Here is an 18,809-nt window from a genome sequence, read left to right on the forward strand (position 1 = left end):
TTTCCTCCTTTAATGACTAGCTATTCTGATAGCTGCCAGTTCTGCTTGCATAATTCTGGCTGCTATTGCTTCAATTACGTCTGCCACTTTCTTGACATTAGCGGCTGTTGTGTTGATCTTTACTTTCTCGTTGCCGGCCTTACCGGTATAGTTGTCCGAATTCTCGCCGGTCCAGTCTGCGCCAATCTTGGTAACTGCACCCTGAACCTCGTCGTCTGCTACGTTGTCTAAATTTGAAGCAATCTGGCGAAGTCGGCTTGACTGTTCCTTGGCCTTCTGGAAATCCATGTAAATTTGTGCTTCCGTTTTCATTCCGGTTCTCCTCGCTAAATAATAATCACTTCATTACAATGTCGGTTGCCAATGTATTTGCCATCTCAACTGACCCTTCTTCAGCCTCTTCATAGATACCGGCCATCTTGAGAATTCTTGTTGGGTATGTACGAAGTCGCTCAATCAACTTGTTAATTTCACTTACCTGATCTTCGAAGTTCTTCCTCTGGGTATTACCGGCATCTCCCTCCCAATAAGAAGAGGTTCCTGTAACTTCCTCATACAGGAGATTAACCTGTTTAACCATATCATCAATATCTGTATTGATGTCTGAGGATTTGGTCTTCAGCGATTCAGGAGTAACACCAAGTGCTAATGTAAATGCCATGTTTTAGTCCTCCAATTATAAATCGTTTATTATTCCCGATACCTTCTGCTCACATGATGTATATTCGGAATGAGCAAATTTCAATTCGTTATATACTCTGAGCACGTCATCGAGCATTGTCTGCGTCTTCTGCTGATCATTGCTGAAGGTGTTCTTCAGTTCCTCATGAGCTTCGCCTTCCCACATGGTGTTAAGTTCATTCATGTGAATAACCATCTGGTCGAAAGCCTGTGATAACTGTGTATATCCGGAATTGTAATCCTGAATATCACCATCAAACTGTGGCAGGTTGTTAGCTATTACGTCCATTCGTCTACCCTTTCCGATTAGTAAAACAAGCCTGATAATTCTTCAAGTGTTTCATAATCTATTTTATTTGAAGCTGCTGGTGACCATCCGTCTCCGGAAAAGTCCTGAAGCGAAGATCCGCCTCCGAAGGCCCAGCTCTGACCCTCCTGATTGTTCAAAATGTTCTCTTCGGCCTTCCTGTACTCGTTAACAATCTGAATACCTGCTTCATAGAACCGGCCAAGCTGATTCGACTCTTCAAGTATCTGATTGCTCAATTGCTCAAGTGCCGATAGAACCTCATTCATTTCGCTAAGATCCGAAAGATTACTTCTTACATCATCAAGTTCATTTCTTAGCCTTTTTAAAGTTTGCTCACCGGAAGAAAATGAAGCCACCGCCGAGCGAACGTTCTCGGTATTTATGTAGAACATTTTTTATCTCCCTCTGTCTGAAATACACTTTACCACGTTTGAAAAAAAAATGTTGATTTTCTGACGAATGACACTTGAAATCGGACGAATGACACTTTTTTTATGTTTTTTATATCAAAATGAGGTATTTTCCACTCCGAATACTACATTCTGAGAGTGAATTTTTGACCGGTAATTTTTGATAAGTTTCTTTGTTATAGAGTCTTAATTTACTCTGGTCTCCAACAAAAACCATCTTCTCTTTCTGCTCGATCATGTCGGTTATCTCGGTTATGACCGCATCTATTTTGACATTCTCGTTAAGGCTGAAGTTATAGACCTTATCAAGAGCAGGTACAAAGACGTCAACTACTATCATTGTTATTCCTCCATCAAAAAGTTGGTGAAAAGGTCCGGGGCATAGACATAATCTTCTGCCTGTTCCTTAATTACGGTAAGAGCGAAGGGATCTCCTTCCCTTACCACAACTCTGATCTCACTCGTTGGTGCACCTCGAAGGTATCTGTCAACCACAGTTACCACATCGGGGATTTCCAACACATCTTCTATAGGTAATTCTCTGGATATCGATCCCGTGGTAGATACGGATCCCAGCTGTTCCTCATCAGGCATTGCGTCATAGTAAGTAACATCATTAAGAAGTTCTCTTACATCCGCAAGCTCGAGTCTTGCTCTCTTGGGATTGGCGACGTCAAGATTCATCAGAACGCCTCTGCCCTTAAGCGCATACAGAAACTGCTGAGGCATCCCGATATTTCCTATATGAAATATCTTCTCCGCTCCCGCGATAATATCTGCGATCTCCCTGGCCTCATCAGAAAGGGTCAACGCTCCGTTTTTGTCCGGAACAATAAAACCTTCTCCGATCATTTTGGCCATGGCCTCCTTAAGCTGTCTGTCATCCGCATCTATATCAGACATAGCATCGGGAACCAGAAGCCCCTCTACTTTTCTCTGATAAAAAATGATAAGGAGCTGCTCAAGGGACATATATATGGCTTTGCTTCCTATATTACTCATTTCTTGAATTTCCCCCTGACTGCGGCGTTGTAGCTTCTGGACACGGGAATGAAGATATCGTCCTTGAGATACAGCGTCTTTTCTGTTGTTGCATAGCGTTCAACGTAATCCATGTTAACGATGATTCCTCTGTGGCATCTGACAAAGTTATCGGGAAGCGTTGCCTCCAGGTGCTCTAAGGTGTCATAGTAGCCGTATTCCTCATTCTTGAGACGAAGGAACACTTTCTTGGCCTTGGACTCAAAATACACAACCTTGGAGATCGGAACCTTAAGGTCTCCGAACTTGGTCTCAACCATGAGCATCTGCTCATCATCAGCCACCGTAGGTTTAAGGGAAGCGGACAGGAAATCAGAAATATTCCTCTCCATGTCATCGTCTGATGAAGGCCGCAGAATCAGAGCCGACGGCATTATGCCCGGTCTGATATACTTGGCGGGAGAAACAGTGATGTCCACCACCAGAAGGAGCGGAATGTTACCAAACTTCTTTCTGATTATGTCCACGCAGCTGCCGTCCTCACCAAACTCAGCGACAACGACATCGCAAAGATCCAGCGTTTCCATACCCCCCTTAAGCTTCTCCACGCTTGAGAAGGCCGCAATTCTAAGCTCGTCCTCCGCAAGCATGGAAACAGCATCAGAAACGAAATCTTCTATCTTATTCAATTCTTCTTCATTGCTGTCAAATAAAATGGCAGATATCATTTCAAGTTACCTTTTACCATAGGAAGTACTACTTCCAGTGTTGTATCACCGTTGTCAGATGCAAGCATACCTCTTCCGGCAGGCTTAGCAGTGTCAACAGTCTTTCTATCCTGATTCTCATAGCTCATGCCGGCAACTGCCGTTGAGTGAGCATTTCCACCAAAGTGGATACCCTTCTTGTCAGCCGCAAACAGCTTGAACAGCTTGTAAGAAGGTGCAACTCCGAGATTCTCCTTATCAGCAGTTGAGAACCAGTACAGGTTGTGGAGATAACCCTTGGACATTATCATCTCCATGTTGATGTTAAGGTTATTAGGCACACCTTGTTCTGTAGGCTTGATTACTCTTGTAACGAATTCCGGCAGGTTGTTTATGAGAACGAAAATCTGGCCGAACTGCTGCATCTTCTCGAATATCTCTTTTTCTTCCAGGTTCTGGCCCACAAGTTCTGACTTGAACTTGTTTCTCACAGAAATATCCTGAACCAGAAGCTTGGACAAGAAGCCTGCGAAATCCATCTCTGTATGGATTGCCTCTACGCCGAGATCCTGCGCAAACTTGGCAAGTGTTCTGTCGAAGTCGACAATAACAACTCTGGCACCTTTGGCTGCGGCTGCACAAGCGATAACCTTGAGGGTGTTGGTCTTTCCTTTTTTCTTGGAACCTGTAATAAGGTAGGAATAAACCTCTGAGTAATCGATACCGTATATTGCTGCGGTCTTAGCGTCATAACCGATAGGAAGAAGTTTGTTGGAAGCAAACATATGCTTAACATCATGCAGCTTTCTGAACTCCTCCCAAACAGGCTCCTCCGGAATCTCCGGAATTGGCCTTGGATAGTATCTGTCCTCTCCGCCGTCCTCCCAGGCCTGCTTCATCTTGCCTGAAAGTGCGTTAAATACCTTACTGCATTCCGCATCATTCCTGCTCTTAAGGGGAAGAGCTGTCTGGTACTCAAGAACTCTTTCGCCAATCTTGGCAATACCACGTCCGGGAATACCGGCTTCGGGTCTCATTCTCAAATGAGCGGTTCTCATATAGGTCGTATAATCGAATACGTTATTAAGCTCAAGACAAACAGTAGTCTTGAAGTTCTGAGCCATATTGTTGGGAATCTCACCACTACCACAGCCTGCTGCGGAAACAATGATGAAGATACCAAGTGTAGCACCCTCTTTGACCAGCTGCTGAAGTATTCCGTTATATCTGTCGGCAGCTCTGTTTACAAGAGATGCGAAGTTATCGATGATGATGAACATAGCAGGCATGCTGTCTGCTTCTGTCTCAGCCACATAGTGCTCGTAACCGGTTTCGCCCAGGCGCTGCTTTCTCTCTGCAAGGATCTGTCCCATCATGATGAAGAACTTCTCAAGCTTCTCATTGGAGTCATTCTCAGTAACGATACCTCCGATGTGAGGAGCAGCTGCAAAAGGTGTAAACTTACGCACTGAAAACTCAAGTGCATAGATAGTAACCTCTGCCGGTGAATAACGTGTAATGAGCTCGTATACAAAGGTCTGAAGGAAGGAACTCTTACCTGTAGCAGGAGCACCGATAACCATAAGGCTTCCTGCCTTGGGGAAGCTAAGGGTGTAGAGATCCTGACGCTGGTTCTCGGGATCGTCGTACAAGCCAAGGCCCACGGTGATATCTCTTTTGCCTTCGTGATCAGGCCATGCAGTTCCGCCAAAGATAGTCTCCGAATTTCTTGGCAATGTATCCTGAGGAAGCTCGTCCAATCCCATAAGTGTGGGCAAAAGAGGAAGGAACAGGCTGAAGTCGTGGTTGTAATTGTTGAGCTTGGCCAGCATCTTGAGGTAGCCGACAACTGCTTCCAGCTGTGTTCTCTCGGGCTTCTGAGGAAGCTTTTTCTTGGCGTTGGTGAGCTGAGCCTCAATATCAAGGATCTTCTCAGTGTCAAAGCCCTGCATTCCTATATATTCAAAGAGTGTGATAAGGTTCTCTCTGTTATGCTCTGTATCCGGATAGTCATATTTAAGAGAAAGGAGCTTCTCAAGGACAAGTCCTGCTATATGCTCTTTTTCCTCTCTTCCGGCATTTTTGAGCTTCTCGGAATCATCTCCGTATACTTCCTTGGTTACTTCAAGGAGCTTGCCGATCCATTCCATCTTCTTTTCCTTCTGACGAATGGTTCTGGCATGATTACCCTCGATGAAAGAAGTACCGTTGACATCCAGCATGGTAGCGATATCTGTGCTGACATCCTCTTCATCGTCATAATAAACCGCTCCTGAGAAACCTGACTGGAACAGTTCGTAGAGCTCGTCGTTACCAACCTGCAGGTAACATCTACCTGACTGGGTAAGGTAAGCAGCATCGGGCTTGTGGAGCATGTCCATTGAGTCCTGTCTACTCTGAACTCGCAGACAGAGCTTGAATCTGGAGTTGGCCCAGATGTCATCGCTGACGCTTCCGGCAGGCTTCTGGGTAGCCATGATAAGGTGGATACCAAGGGAACGTCCTACACGGGATACGGAGACGATTTCCTGAATAAACTCAGGCTCTTCCTTCTTCATCTCCGCGAACTCGTCGATAACGATAATGAGGTGGGGAAGCGGAACAGTTGCTTCATTATTCTTGTACAGCTTGGTGTAGTCTCTGATATCTTTAACACCGTAGGTTGCAAAAAGTGCCTCTCGTCTGTCCTTCTCACTCTGGATTGACAGAAGGGCTCTCTGGATCTGGTTACCTGAAAGGTTGGAGATCTGACCAATCATGTGGGGCAGCTCTTCAAAAAGGTTCGCCATACCACCGCCCTTATAGTCGATGATGAAGAAGCTGACATCGTCCGGGCTGTAGTTGATCGCCAGGGACAGGATGTAGGTCTGAAGTGTCTCAGACTTACCGGAACCTGTAGTACCGGCTACCAGTCCGTGGGGACCGTGGTATTTCTCATGAATATCGAGGTAACAGGGAGCGCCGCCGGCCTTCTGGCCTACGAGAGCCTTCATGGACTCATAGGTACGGTTCTTCTTCCATCTTGTTATAACATCAAGGTCATCAAGCTTTTTGATGCCGTACATTTCAAAGAAGGTTATGGAGTTGGGCACATCACCGCCGGTCTCCATTTCCTGCACTTCAACGCAGGCGATTCTCTCCGCAAAGTCATGAGCCTCCTGAGGTGAGAGCTGGTCAAAGTTGATGACGGTTCCCATCTCGAGATCCTCTGAAGTGCGGTACACACCTGTAAATACGCTGTCGTTCTCAATAATATATTCACAGCTGTTGGGAAGCTGCTCGTAGTTCTCAACCATATAAATGGTGGAGAAGCCGTATTCCGGCTTGGGTGACAGCAGATACTGGGTAAGAAGTTCTCCTTCAAGGAACTCAGGTGCTGCCACGATCACTACATAATAGGGCTTGGGAATATCTCCCTCATCCTGTCCGGGAGTACCCTGGTTCTCAATTCTCTGACGGATTACTTTGTTAAGTTCAAAGAATACTTCACTTACTGTTTCTTTATTGGATGCAATGAATCTGAATTTCTTGGATTCGTTCCATACATGGGGAAGCCATTTTACGAAGTCCCACTCCTTGCTGAGGGAAGTCTTCTTCTCGTTATAAACAAGGGCTATCTTGACATCTGTGTAGGAGTCGTTGGCTGCAATCTGGGTTATCAGGTTACGTACAACCTGAACACCTCCCGCCATGGTTCTGCCTCCGATAACACCGATGAGTTTCTCCTCAAGAAGGTCAACGCAGATGGGAACATCCTTCAAAGTGGTATAGGTCTGCTTGAGGTTCGTGGGAATCAGAGTCAGGTTGTTCTCACTCATGGTGAATTTCTCATCGGGTACGTCTATCTGTACCTGGAAAGGCATATCACCGATACCGAGTCTGTGGGACAAAAAGTCGGGCTGACTCATGTTTCTGCTCCACAGAAGCGGATTGTTGGCGCCGAACATGGCGGCTGTCTGGGCGGGAACGTATCTGTCTCTTAATATTTCTGTATTTCTGACATACTTAGACTTTATAAGTTCTTCTTTATCTTTAAGATATTCGCCGTATTTCTCGTTACGTTTTTTCTCGTATTCCTCGTATTCCTTACGGGCTCTCTTCATACCGCTGATACCACGGATCGCACCGATGGTCGCTGAGGTAGTGGCGGTTACCATTCCCATGTACATGAAGATACCCCTGTTAACACCTGAGAGCTTGGAAGCCACCACCATGAAGGTACATCCAACCATCATAGGAAGCGCCATTACAAGGGCGTTACCGAGGGCTCCGAGGATTCCGGTCTTACGCACCTCATCCTTGGGCTGGGGCGGTTCATCGATCTTGACGGGTTCACTGTCTATCTGGCTAAGTCTTCTGGGAGCTCTGTTAAAAACTGTAAAGAGTCTCTTCTTATTAACTCTGAGAAGCGGAATATCATCATCCTTGGCAGGAACCAGAATTCTCTCGTCAACCTTGACTCCGCTCTCAAATACGTTGATCGCGAATTTGTTTCCCAGGAAAACGATTCGAAGGCCGAAAATATCTATGCAGTCGCCAAAGGCAAGTCTGTCACTGCCGATCAGTCGCCTGTTATTAAGGAAGGTACCGTTGGCACTTTCATTATCAGACAGAATGACATCGCCGTTATTAACGAAAATAGCGGCGTGAATTGCAGAAACCTGACAGGTATTCATGTAGTCATAGCTTAAAGTAGTGTTCTCATTACGACCAATTGTTATGGTCTGTCCCTCGCAGGGAACATAATAATGATTGTAGGACGCAAAATAGTCCTCTACGTTGTTGGCGATCACAGTGATAATGTGCGCACCTTCAACGAGAAGCTTGAACTCATTCTTCTTGCTGTTTGTATCATTCTGAAGTGGATTACGGTAGCAATCGACAGTAGGATCAAGACATTCAAGATCGTATTTCTCAGATCGTCTGAAATACCACTTGTTATCCCTGATCTCCATCTTAAGCTCGATGTCTGTGCTGATACTGAAAAGATTTTCAGATATAAGTACCGTATGATCTGCATCATTAATTGCAGGTAAAAGAAAACGCTTGAAAGCGTTCTGACTGTATATTGTTAAAACTGTCCCCATTTTACTTTTCTCTTCCCAACAAAAAAATTGTCCCGCGTTAGTTTATAAAAATTTTATAAAAAAACACGGAACAATAATACCATTAAAATAGCAAAATATACTACTTTAAAATTTCGAATTTTTTGTTAACACTTCTTCGAATACCGAAGGGTCTAGATTTCTTATATGATTCCCGGGTTTAATAGACACATACGAATTCATTATTAATGTAGAGATATATGTTTCCCTCAAGATCAAGGAAGCCTAACTTGCCATTTATCTTGAAAAGAGTATCCACATCATCGGCAACTTTTTCTGTGGAACCTTCTGTGTCGTAGACGCTGTACAATGTATTGTATTCTGTAAAATAGAGCTTGTTGTCCTCAATGTTCCATGCAAAATACAGGCCTGTGTTCTCATCGTCATATACGTAATCGGGTATTACATTTTCAAGCTCCCCATCCTTAAGATAATAGATATCGTCCCGGATCTTGAGCCACACATTCTTAAGGTCATAGCTGGCAAAAAAGGTCTCAACATCATCTTCCTCGTAGAAGGCCTCATCCTCAATGCCGTCATCACTGACCTTGGATTTATACAATACTCCGTCGCAGCAGTACATGAGCTCACGATTCACGTCGTCAAATACTATGTTGTCGACGTCATTGTAGTTATGATCCAAAAAGGCTGCGCTTCGCCCATCGCTACTTATGATAAATACAACTCCCTCCTTGGAGATAAAGTACAGATCCTTAAGTGAAGCCACATCGAGAATACTTGCCCTGAACTGGCCGTAGCTCTGGTGAAGTGCGCTGGTGTGCATGTTTGTCACAAGGCCTCCCTCATACACCTGCGCTGCCTCTTCCATCTCACCATCGCAGAAGTATGCACCTTCGCTGCAAGAGATGAGAATCTCATCGGCGGATCCGTTTATAAAGTAATTGTTGAATTCCTCCGATGACAGAACCTTTACAGACTTACCATCCTTATATCTGTAGATCTCATTTTGCTCTTCATTGGTGTAAAAAAGGTTGCCGGAATTATCTACGCTGCAGGCACGAAGATTACCTTTTTGTATCTGCTTCTCTTCCATATCAGAGCCGGCAATACACAGCACACTGTTCTTGGAATCAACAATTCTGGTATAAGCAACAATGTTGCCATCCGGAGAAATGACAGGAGAATTAGCCTGTACATTTTCGGCAACGCTATCACTGAATCCTGTGGCGGTATCGAAGAGAAACAGGGTTCCGACTTCAGGCTCCTCTGACTCACCCTCCTTTTTCTCAGGGATGACATAGAACATTGTGCCTCCGTCAAAGGCAAGCTCTGCGCAGGTCGTACCCTGAGCAAATTCGATGACATCCGTGTTGGCGTTGACATAATAGAACTGCCCGTCTTCGGTAAGGACCATGGTCTCCTTCAGATCCCTGCTGCTATTGCCGCTGTGGTCTATTCCAAGGAGCTTGTCGTTACTGTCTCCCTCCTGATTGACAAACAGGCCCTGCACATCAACTATCCACTTCTCATCATTGAAATAATCGTACCTGCCGGTATATTCGGGTGCATCCACATGGACATATTCTATTTCCGGCGTATCGATATCTTCTTCCGGGAGATCCTCTTCGACTTCGTATTCTTCTTCCATATCCTCCCAGTCATCAAGCTGATGCTGATATTGCTCAAAAGCCTTATCCACAGTCTCCTTGGTAAGAGTAACTGCCTTGTGTATATAGTACGCGTAATATCCAAGGATTATACAAACAGCTAGTATAATGAACGCGATATTCATGAGCTTCTTTTTGCGGGACATGGGGGCCGGCCCTTGGCTTGCAGCTCTCCCGGCTTCGGTTTTGGTTATGATCACAACGGGTGCTCCGCAGTTACCGCAGAATTTATCACCCGGATTTAATTCGGTTCCACACTTGTTACAGAACATTCTGCCAAATCCTCTCTGATATATAATAATCAATATTAACACGACATCAGGGCCATAAAAAGTATAAAAAACCACCGGAAGCAATTTCTGCAACCGGTGGTAGGTAGTATTATTGATGATCCTGCCCATGATCGGAGGAGCCGATCCTGACAAGAGCTCTGTAGAGCTTGGCCTCTGCCCTTACGCGGGCCTCCTTGTCCAGCATCTGATCCTTCAGTCTCTCTTCGGCTCTCGCCTTAGCCGCTTTGGCACGGGCAATGTCGATATCCTCAGACCACTCCCAGGTGGTGGGGAATACCTTGACTTCACCCTTCATAACTGAAAGCATTCCGCCGATACAGGCTGCTTTTCTCTCTGTGCCGTCTGCCATGGTAACTCTGGCTGTGCCCATTCCGATGGCGGTACAGTAGTCTGTATGACGGGCAAGAATCTCCACATCACCATCTATTGTACGCAGAAGTATTTTCTCAACTTCTCCATCAAAATCCAAGCCGTCCATGGAGACTACCTGTAAATGAAAATTCGGCATATTATTCCTCCGGCTTACTTTTTAGCCTTCTCAAATACTTCGTCAATGGTTCCAACAAGAAGGAATGCTGACTCAGGGAGATCATCGCACTCGCCGTCAAGGATCATCTTGAAGCCGCGGATTGTCTCCTTAAGAGGCACATACTTTCCGGGAAGACCTGTGAACTGCTCAGCAACTGAGAAGCTCTGTGACAGGAAGTTCTGAACCTTACGAGCTCTGTAAACGGTGAGCTTATCCTCTTCAGACAGTTCGTCCATACCCATGATGGCGATGATATCCTGAAGTTCACGATATCTCTGAAGAACCTGCTGCACGCCCTTAGCTACTTCGTAATGCTCTTTTCCTACGATATCGGGAGAAAGGATACGGCTGGTTGAATCAAGAGGATCAACCGCAGGATAAATACCCTTTGATGCGATATCTCTGGAAAGAACGGTGGTAGCATCCAGGTGAGTGAAGGTTGTAGCAGGAGCAGGGTCTGTAAGGTCATCGGCAGGTACGTATACGGCCTGAACCGATGTGATAGAGCCCTTCTTGGTTGATGTGATACGCTCCTGAAGAGCACCCATTTCAGTAGCCAGTGTAGGCTGATAACCTACGGCTGAAGGCATACGTCCAAGAAGCGCTGAAACCTCTGAACCTGCCTGTGTGAAACGGAAAATGTTATCGATGAAAAGAAGCACGTCCTGATTCTTAACATCACGGAAATACTCAGCCATTGTAAGTCCGGAAAGACCTACTCTCATTCTGGCCCCGGGGGGCTCGTTCATCTGACCGTAAACAAGGGCTGTCTTATCAATAACTCCACTCTCTTTCATTTCTCCGTAAAGGTCGTTTCCTTCACGGGTACGCTCACCTACACCGGTAAATACTGAAATACCGCCGTGAGCCTTAGCTACGTTGTTGATAAGCTCCATGATAAGTACGGTCTTACCTACGCCGGCACCGCCGAACAGACCGATCTTACCACCCTTAGCATAAGGGCAGATAAGGTCAACAACCTTGATACCTGTCTCAAAGATCTCTGTAGCAGGAACCTGATCCTCATAAGAAGGTGCGGGACGATGGATAGGCCATCTCTCCTTGGCTCCCGGGTCAGGTCCGTTATCAACAGGATCACCCAAAAGATTGAAAATTCTTCCCAAGCACTCGTCACCAACCGGTACAGTGATAGGACTTCCGGTATCCACAGCGTCTGCGCCACGCACAAGTCCATCAGTTGAGCTCATGGCAACGCATCTTACTACGTCATCGCCGACCTGCTGTGCAACCTCTGCGATCAGCTTGCGGTCATCGATCTTGATCTCTATGGCATTGTGAAGATCCGGAAGTTCACCCTCTTTGTATCGGATGTCAAGTACAGGGCCTGTAACCTGTATTACCTTTCCAATATGATTTTCACTCATTGTTAAACTCCTTAATATTGTTATGTTATCAAGCATTTTACAAGGAAGTTCTGCTCTCACTACGTTCGACAGAACAATCTTCGTACCTGGGCTCAATAATACTTCGCCCGGTTCTTAGTTTTCTGCTCCGGCGACAATCTCCGTAATCTCTTGCGTAATGCTTGCCTGACGAGCTCTGTTATAGTACAGACTCAAGGTCTCGATCATCTCTTCTGCGTTGTCGGTAGCGGCTTCCATAGCTGTTCTACGAGCAGCCAGCTCACTTGCATAAGAAATATTGATACTGGTATAAAGTATTCCCGCCAGATATTCCGGAACAATAGCATTGAACACTGTTTCACTGTCTGGTTCATACAAGATAAGGTCTCTCGGCTTGCCATCGCTGACTCTCTCTCCTGTGGACAGGTCTGAGAGCGGTAAAAGCGATGTAGCTGTAGGAACCTGTGACAACATGGACACGAAGTTTGTATAACACAAGAATACATGTCCAAATCCGCCACCACCGTATGATCCGCAGATCAGCTTAGATACCTGAAAGCAGTCTGAAATAGTCATCTTGGCAACTTCGGCATATTCCTCTGTAAGGATCGGCACATTTCTGTGCTTGAAGAATTCTACAGATTTTTTACCGATAGGAAGTACCGTAACATTAGTCTTATCCTTGATTTCCTGCTCTACAAACTTAAACAGATTGGAGTTATAACCACCTGCAAGGCCTCTGTCTCCGGCGATTACAACGTACAGCCATCTGTCGTTATCTTCACTGACCTGAGTAAAGATCGACTGAAACTCTGTGTTTTCGGTGGCTATATCTGTAAGTGTTGCAAGCATTGACTCAAGATAAGGCTTGGAGTTATCAGCTTTTTCCTTTGCCTTACGAAGCTTGGAAGCAGCAACCAGCTGCATGGCCTTCGTAATCTGCATAGTGCTCTGAACGCTCTTGATTCGGAGTTTAACAGCTTTCATTGATCCAGCCATTATTCACCCTCCTTATCTGCTCTTTAAGAACTTATCAGTGTATGCATTCAAAGCTTCTTTTAACTTGTTCTCAGTCTCTGCCTCAAGCTTTCCGGTTTCACGAATATCGCGCATTGCTGAAATTCCGGAAGGATCCTTATCAAGGAAGTCATAAAGACCTGCCTCATACTCCGCAACATCCGCTGTTTCAACCTTCATCAGAATGTTATTAACAACAGCATAAAGAATGGCAACCTGCTTTTCTACAGGAACAGGCTGATTCTTGTTCTGCTTGAGAACTTCCACAATACGTTCGCCCTGTGCAAGACGGTTCTTGGTGTCTTCGTCAAGGTCTGAACCGAACTGAGCAAAGCTTGCCAGCTCACGGTACTGTGAATATACAAGCTTAAGGGTTCCGGCAACCTTCTTCATAGCCTTGATCTGAGCGTTACCACCAACTCGGGATACGGAGATACCGGGGTTAACCGCCGGCATGATTCCTGAGTGGAAGAGCTCCGTCTCAAGGAATATCTGTCCGTCTGTGATGGAAATAACGTTAGTCGGGATGTAGGCTGATACGTCACCGGCCTGTGTCTCGATGATAGGAAGGGCTGTAAGTGAACCGCCTCCGTTCTCATCTGAAAGCTTAGCGGCTCTCTCCAAAAGTCTTGAATGCAGGTAGAAAACGTCACCGGGGTACGCTTCACGTCCCGGGGGTCTTCTGATAAGAAGTGAGAGTGCACGGTAAGCTACAGCGTGCTTAGAAAGGTCATCATAGATGCAAAGCACGTGTTTACCTTTATTCATGAAGTACTCACCCATAGCACAACCTGTGTATGGTGAAATGTACTGCAAAGGCGATGGTTCTGAAGCGGTAGCAGCAACTACGATGGTGTAGTCCATAGCTCCGCCCTTCTTAAGATCCTCAACCAGTGATGTAACTGTTGAACGTTTCTGTCCGATAGCTACATAGATGCAGATAACATCTTTACCCTTCTGGTTAAGAATTGTGTCAACCGCAATGGTTGTCTTACCTGTCTGTCTGTCACCGATGATCAGCTCACGCTGTCCTCTTCCGATAGGGATCATGGAGTCGATAGCCTTGATACCTGTCTGCAGAGGTTCCTTAACGGGCTGTCTTGCGATGATACCGGGAGCAGGTGACTCAACCGGTCTGTATTCTGATGATTCGATGGGGCCCTGTCCGTCGATAGGCTGTCCAATAGCGTTAACAACGCGGCCGATCATCTTCTCACCTACAGGAACAGATACGACTCTTCCTGTACGCTTAACGGTCTGTCCTTCGCTGATACCTACATCCTCGCCGAACAAAACCGCAGATACTACTGTTTCCTCGAGGTTCTGAGCCATTCCGAATGTACCGTTCTCGAACTCCAAAAGCTCACCGGACATACAGTTCAAAAGGCCGCTTACTCTGGCGATACCATCACCAACGGTAAGAACTGTACCGGTCTCATTCTGGATAATTGCATTCTGATAATTCTTTATCTGGCTTCGAATGACCTCGGATATTTTTTCTGGTTTTAGTTCCATATTTTCCTCCGACGCAAAATTTTTTAGATCACAACATCGTCGACTTTTCTGCGAAGTTCGGATAACCTTCCTTTGACAGTTCCGTCAAAGAGCTGTCCCTCAAGATCCACTCTGACACCGCCCAGGATATCAGGATCTGTCTTCTGCTTCAGCAGAATTTTCTTGCCGCTGATCTTTTCAAGCTTCTCTTTAAGCTGCGATAGCTGCGCATCACTTAGTGAAACCGCCGATGTTACCAGGGCTTCAGCTATCCCGTGGGCCTCATTATAAGATTTTCTGAATCTCTTATAACACGCTGAGTACTCACGAAGCAGTCCTTTTTCTATGAGGATCTTGATAAAGTTCAGATGGTAAGCGGAAAGACTGCCGTTAAAGGCCTGATCCACAAGGGAAAGTCTCTCATTCTTCGGGACTGAAGGCTCCGACAGGAGCGCGATGTAATCGGGGTTCTCTCTGAAAATCCCCCTTACCTGCTCCATTTCGCCCAGTATTTTCTCCGATAGGTTTTCTTCCGCTGCCAGATCATACAGGCTCTGCCCATAAAGATCTCCAGCTTTACTCATAATTAACCTCTTTCTTTGAATTTATGCTCCGACCTTATCCAAAAAGTCGTCAATAAGCTTTTTATGATCGGCTTCGTTGATCTCTTTTTCAACTACCTTGCCTGCAATATCCATTGCGAGGGAACCGATCTCATCCTTGGCCTCATTGATAGCCTTCTTCTTCTCCTGCTCAATATCAGCTGCTGCCCTTGCCTTAATGCCTGCAACCTCTTCCTGTGCTTCCCTTACCATTGTGTCAGCCTTGTTCTGGGCTTCTCTCTGGGCATCGGAAACGATCTGAGCTGCTTCGGCATGAGCATTTGTAAGGCTGCTCTCATACTGTTCCTTCAGGGAATCGGCTTTTGTCTGGGCATCTCTTGCCTCACGGATCGCTCTATCGGCCAGTTCCTGTCTCTTTGCCAATATGTCATTGATTGGCTTGAAGAGGAACTTTTTGATCAGATACACCTGAATGAACAGGTTACAGATCTGAATGATAAAGGTCCAGGGTACCAGCGTTACCAGATCCTGATCGTCTGAAACGGATTTGGTATAACCTGTGTAAAACAGGACTGCTACAAACAAGGCAAGAAGCGCTATAAATAGCCATACCGATTTTCCGGCGTTTTTCTTCTCGTTCATAGAAGTAGCACCTCCATTGTATTAATAATTCACTATTGATACTTACAATACGAATTGCTCCACTTAGTTCTCGCAATTCTTCATGAATTCGGAAATCGTTCCGCTCATTCTTCGCGTATCTTTTTTCCTCATTCATGTGGTCGGCCTTCAAAGTCATAAATTACTTCATGCAAGCATAAAAATTTATGACTTTGAATCCCTTATTGTAAGTATCCCATGAACATTCCGGGTGCAACGAAGATAAGAAGAAGTCCGGTAACGAAACCGTAAATACCGGTTGTCTCTGCAACCGCACAACCAAGAAGCATGGTACCTGTTACATCACCCTTACACTCGGGCTGACGTCCGATAGCTTCAAGAGCCTTGGAAACGGCAGTTCCTTCACCAATACCGGGGCCGATACCTGCGATAAGCGCACATCCTGCACCTATGCCACAACCTGCAAGTGCAATACCTCTAGCCAGTAACTGAAAATCACCCATAATTTTGCCTCCTAAATGACTTTTTATGTTTTTTGTTTTTTATTTAATTTTTTGTTAAAAGACTTCCTTGTTTAACCCTCCTCTGCTGCGTTGGCGATATACATTACCGTCAGCATACAGAAGATGAAAGCCTGCATACATCCTGAGAACCAGTCAAAATAGACACCGGTTACAGCAGGAAGTCCCAATCCAAGGATCGGTATGTTTGAAAGGAATGCGCCCACAGCTCCGGGGATAAGCTTAAGGAGTGCTGCAGATGCAAGTCCCAGTGCCCAGTAGATAAGTCCGTCAATAACTACACCGGAAAGGATATTTCCGAAATGACGGCAAGCCATACTAACGGGCGTTGCCAACTCTGACAGAATGTTGAATGGAGTCATAACCGCGATAGGCGTTGTGAATCCCTTCAGATATCCGCCAAATCCATTGGTCTTGATCTTGGTGGCAGTGATCATTACGAATACAACTACCGCCCAGGCTGCTTCTGTTGACAGATCTGCTGTCGGACTTCGCAGTCCTATAAGGCTTATAAGATTTGATACAACGCTCGTCGCAAAGAGAGCAGATACGAAAGGTATCAGATTATCAAACTTATTACCTCCTGTGTTGTTGCGGACAAAATTGTTGCCCGTCTCAACCAGCATTTCCGCAAAAGCCTGCCTTTTCGAAATGTTTTCGACCTTCAGGTTCCGGGTTAGGAAGATACATAACCCCGTGATGATTATCATCACGATCCAACTGACTATCAGTGTCTGGGTGATCTTAATGTCTCCCAGAATAGGGATGCCAGTCTTGATGGTCTGGTAGATCTTGGCGTAATCAACTTCGAAACCATTGTTCATGCTTTCGCCTTCAACCTCCTTTCCCCGCAGAAAAAATCCCGCGTAGTTTGATGTACCAACTAGGAATAATTAGTGGAACAATGCCCGCTGCGGCATTGAATACAGGCAATACAAATGCCAGTATTCCCCACAGGATATGCATAAGTATGCGATTCCTGTAGCTTGCGCCCATAACCTGTCTCGCGAGCTTCTCATCCTCCATGGATGTGACTTTTTGCACAGTTATAGCCATCCACAGGAAGTTGACCACAGCTACGATAAAGCCGCCGATACCTCCAAGAATGACTTTATAATCAAATGGTACGCTGTATCCGAAGGGCAGATCCTTCGGAAGCACCATGTGCAAAACAAAAAATATTACAAACATTATGAGTACGCCGATGCCTGTGCCCAGCGCAACATTCCCCGTTTCTTTCTTTACAGCCGGCTGTAATTCCATACTTATTTATTTTCTCCCCGAATTTATTATTTGATGACGACTACCTAAGCCTTATCCTTCGTAAGATCAAATGTGTTTGTTGAAATACACTTCATCTTTGCCGCGCCTTTGCTTATTCTTCTCTTCCCGCTTGGTCACGGAAAGATAAACCTTGTAAGCAGTCATCCAGGATGATCCCAGGCCCATGATAAAGCCCGGTATATAAACCCACCCTCCGACATTTAGCCTGGTGGTAATGAGATAACAGATAAAAAGACATATAAGAAGAGGCATTATCAGTGATAAGCCAAGCTGGCCTACCATTACGAACTGACCTGCTAGTTTAGACATCCTTTTCATATCCATGGTTAGTCCTGTCTGCCTCCTTTCCGCCGATGTTCGGCCTTATTTATCGAAATATCGTGAAACAAAGCCATAATATGCGCATACTAATGATAGTATAACAAATTAATAATACACTTTTTACGTTGATTTAACAAGAAAAGTTAGACAATTTGTGGCTTTTACGGTATTGTGCACAAAAAAAGCCGAAATCCGCGCATGCTCCGTGAGTTTGGGGATTTTCAGCCCTTGTTTTTATAAAAGTTTTATCAAAATTTCGGTCATATTGCCTTATTTATGCTTCCTCAAATAACGTACCATGAAAATCGAGAACGCTATTGCACAGATGAGTACTATACCCCAGATAAAAACAAATCCAAATCCAAAAACCAGGACCATTTCAAACATCGTACAAAAACCATCCCATCCATAATAGGTAGGTCCTTCGTGGAAACTGGGTTTAGCCCCTTCCAAATATGCCTTTATACATAGCTGAAGCAGCTTTATTATAGTACCTCTGCGAGAAACCCCCTTCCGTCAGGTTGGGGATGAATCGCTTAGCTTTTTTGCTTTTTGTATTTCCCAGACTTCATGTGTTTTCTCTTGTGTTCTTCAGTCCGCTGCTCTTCAATGTACTTTTTGACAGTTTCCATGGAAACTGAGCCTGTGGTTGCACAGAAATAGCTGGCGCTCCAGAAAGGCGAATCGCCCCACAGATATTTCTCTAACTGAATGCGATCCTTTGTTGTATCCGTCCATAATAAAACTCCTAAAAGCACCCCCTTAAAAGAACATTTGTTTTGATATATACCTGGATATGTGCTATAATACATAGTATAAACTTCTGTGAAAGGAATGACAACTGTGTACAGGACGAGGCAGTACAGGATTAACAGCACACATACTCTTTACAGCTACTGTCGTGATATCTGCGGTGCATCCGCAAGGCTGTACAACAGGGCTAACTTCATTCTAAGGCAGTACTCATCAGCTGTTAAAGC

General features: G+C 45.3%; 20 protein-coding genes. All 20 read right to left on the bottom strand.

The genetic code is table 11. The annotated features are described in order from the left end of the window. Nucleotides 1-9: 9 nt before the first annotated feature. A complete protein-coding gene (locus tag NXH67_RS02990; protein WP_022779238.1) occupies nucleotides 10-312 on the bottom strand; it encodes a hypothetical protein in 303 nt (100 codons plus the stop codon). A 25-nt stretch (nucleotides 313-337) separates the two neighbouring features. After that, on the bottom strand, nucleotides 338-661 hold the full coding sequence (locus NXH67_RS02995; protein ID WP_022779237.1) for a WXG100 family type VII secretion target: 324 nt from the start codon (nucleotides 659-661) through the stop codon (nucleotides 338-340). Nucleotides 662-676: 15 nt separating this feature from the next. Next, entirely contained in the window at nucleotides 677-970 is a 294-nt protein-coding gene (locus tag NXH67_RS03000; protein WP_022779236.1) for a hypothetical protein, read from the bottom strand. Between the two features lie 17 nt (nucleotides 971-987). Then, the gene (locus tag NXH67_RS03005) at nucleotides 988-1,383 is read right to left on the bottom strand and encodes a hypothetical protein (RefSeq protein WP_022779235.1); all 396 of its coding nucleotides are present in this window, start codon (nucleotides 1,381-1,383) and stop codon (nucleotides 988-990) included. Nucleotides 1,384-1,492: 109 nt separating this feature from the next. Next, nucleotides 1,493-1,741, bottom strand: a complete 249-nt coding sequence (locus NXH67_RS03010; RefSeq protein ID WP_022779234.1) for a hypothetical protein — start codon at nucleotides 1,739-1,741, stop codon at nucleotides 1,493-1,495. A gap of 2 nt (nucleotides 1,742-1,743) precedes the next feature. Then, on the bottom strand, nucleotides 1,744-2,403 hold the full coding sequence (locus tag NXH67_RS03015) for a hypothetical protein (protein ID WP_272796323.1): 660 nt from the start codon (nucleotides 2,401-2,403) through the stop codon (nucleotides 1,744-1,746). Beyond that, complete coding sequence (locus NXH67_RS03020; protein ID WP_196804985.1) at nucleotides 2,400-3,071, bottom strand: LytR/AlgR family response regulator transcription factor; 672 nt, start codon at nucleotides 3,069-3,071, stop codon at nucleotides 2,400-2,402. The genes NXH67_RS03015 and NXH67_RS03020 overlap by 4 nt, the downstream gene beginning before the upstream one ends. A gap of 35 nt (nucleotides 3,072-3,106) precedes the next feature. Continuing rightward, complete coding sequence (essC, locus tag NXH67_RS03025; protein ID WP_272796325.1) at nucleotides 3,107-8,176, bottom strand: type VII secretion protein EssC; 5,070 nt, start codon at nucleotides 8,174-8,176, stop codon at nucleotides 3,107-3,109. Nucleotides 8,177-8,354: 178 nt separating this feature from the next. Next, on the bottom strand, nucleotides 8,355-10,094 hold the full coding sequence (locus NXH67_RS03030) for a zinc ribbon domain-containing protein (RefSeq protein ID WP_272796326.1): 1,740 nt from the start codon (nucleotides 10,092-10,094) through the stop codon (nucleotides 8,355-8,357). 109 nt (nucleotides 10,095-10,203) lie between these two features. Next, nucleotides 10,204-10,623, bottom strand: coding sequence for an ATP synthase F1 subunit epsilon (gene atpC, locus NXH67_RS03035; protein WP_022779229.1), 420 nt, complete (start codon nucleotides 10,621-10,623; stop codon nucleotides 10,204-10,206). Between the two features lie 14 nt (nucleotides 10,624-10,637). Further along, nucleotides 10,638-12,029, bottom strand: coding sequence for a F0F1 ATP synthase subunit beta (gene atpD / locus NXH67_RS03040; RefSeq protein WP_022779228.1), 1,392 nt, complete (start codon nucleotides 12,027-12,029; stop codon nucleotides 10,638-10,640). Nucleotides 12,030-12,143: 114 nt separating this feature from the next. Then, a complete protein-coding gene (atpG, locus tag NXH67_RS03045; protein WP_022779227.1) occupies nucleotides 12,144-13,007 on the bottom strand; it encodes an ATP synthase F1 subunit gamma in 864 nt (287 codons plus the stop codon). A gap of 12 nt (nucleotides 13,008-13,019) precedes the next feature. Then, nucleotides 13,020-14,540, bottom strand: coding sequence for a F0F1 ATP synthase subunit alpha (gene atpA / locus NXH67_RS03050; protein ID WP_022779226.1), 1,521 nt, complete (start codon nucleotides 14,538-14,540; stop codon nucleotides 13,020-13,022). 23 nt (nucleotides 14,541-14,563) lie between these two features. Continuing rightward, entirely contained in the window at nucleotides 14,564-15,103 is a 540-nt protein-coding gene (gene atpH / locus NXH67_RS03055) for an ATP synthase F1 subunit delta (RefSeq protein WP_022779225.1), read from the bottom strand. A 21-nt stretch (nucleotides 15,104-15,124) separates the two neighbouring features. Then, on the bottom strand, nucleotides 15,125-15,724 hold the full coding sequence (gene atpF / locus NXH67_RS03060) for a F0F1 ATP synthase subunit B (protein WP_272796328.1): 600 nt from the start codon (nucleotides 15,722-15,724) through the stop codon (nucleotides 15,125-15,127). A gap of 200 nt (nucleotides 15,725-15,924) precedes the next feature. Then, nucleotides 15,925-16,206 (bottom strand): ATP synthase F0 subunit C, encoded by a 282-nt coding sequence (gene atpE, locus NXH67_RS03065; RefSeq protein ID WP_272796330.1) that lies wholly within the window; start codon nucleotides 16,204-16,206, stop codon nucleotides 15,925-15,927. Between the two features lie 71 nt (nucleotides 16,207-16,277). After that, a complete protein-coding gene (locus NXH67_RS03070; protein ID WP_022779222.1) occupies nucleotides 16,278-17,048 on the bottom strand; it encodes a F0F1 ATP synthase subunit A in 771 nt (256 codons plus the stop codon). Nucleotides 17,049-17,058: 10 nt separating this feature from the next. Beyond that, nucleotides 17,059-17,487: an ATP synthase subunit I gene (locus NXH67_RS03075; protein ID WP_272796332.1), complete on the bottom strand. Its 429-nt coding sequence runs from the start codon at nucleotides 17,485-17,487 to the stop codon at nucleotides 17,059-17,061. A 66-nt stretch (nucleotides 17,488-17,553) separates the two neighbouring features. Then, nucleotides 17,554-17,817, bottom strand: coding sequence for an AtpZ/AtpI family protein (locus NXH67_RS03080; protein WP_242830370.1), 264 nt, complete (start codon nucleotides 17,815-17,817; stop codon nucleotides 17,554-17,556). Nucleotides 17,818-18,365: 548 nt separating this feature from the next. Then, nucleotides 18,366-18,641 carry a transposase gene (locus tag NXH67_RS18425; protein ID WP_442870177.1) on the bottom strand — a complete coding sequence of 92 codons (276 nt, stop codon included), beginning with the start codon at nucleotides 18,639-18,641 and terminating at the stop codon, nucleotides 18,366-18,368. Nucleotides 18,642-18,809 lie beyond the last annotated feature (168 nt).

Origin of the sequence: Butyrivibrio sp. DSM 10294 (assembly GCF_028539135.1) — a bacterium.
GTDB lineage: Bacteria > Bacillota > Clostridia > Lachnospirales > Lachnospiraceae > Butyrivibrio.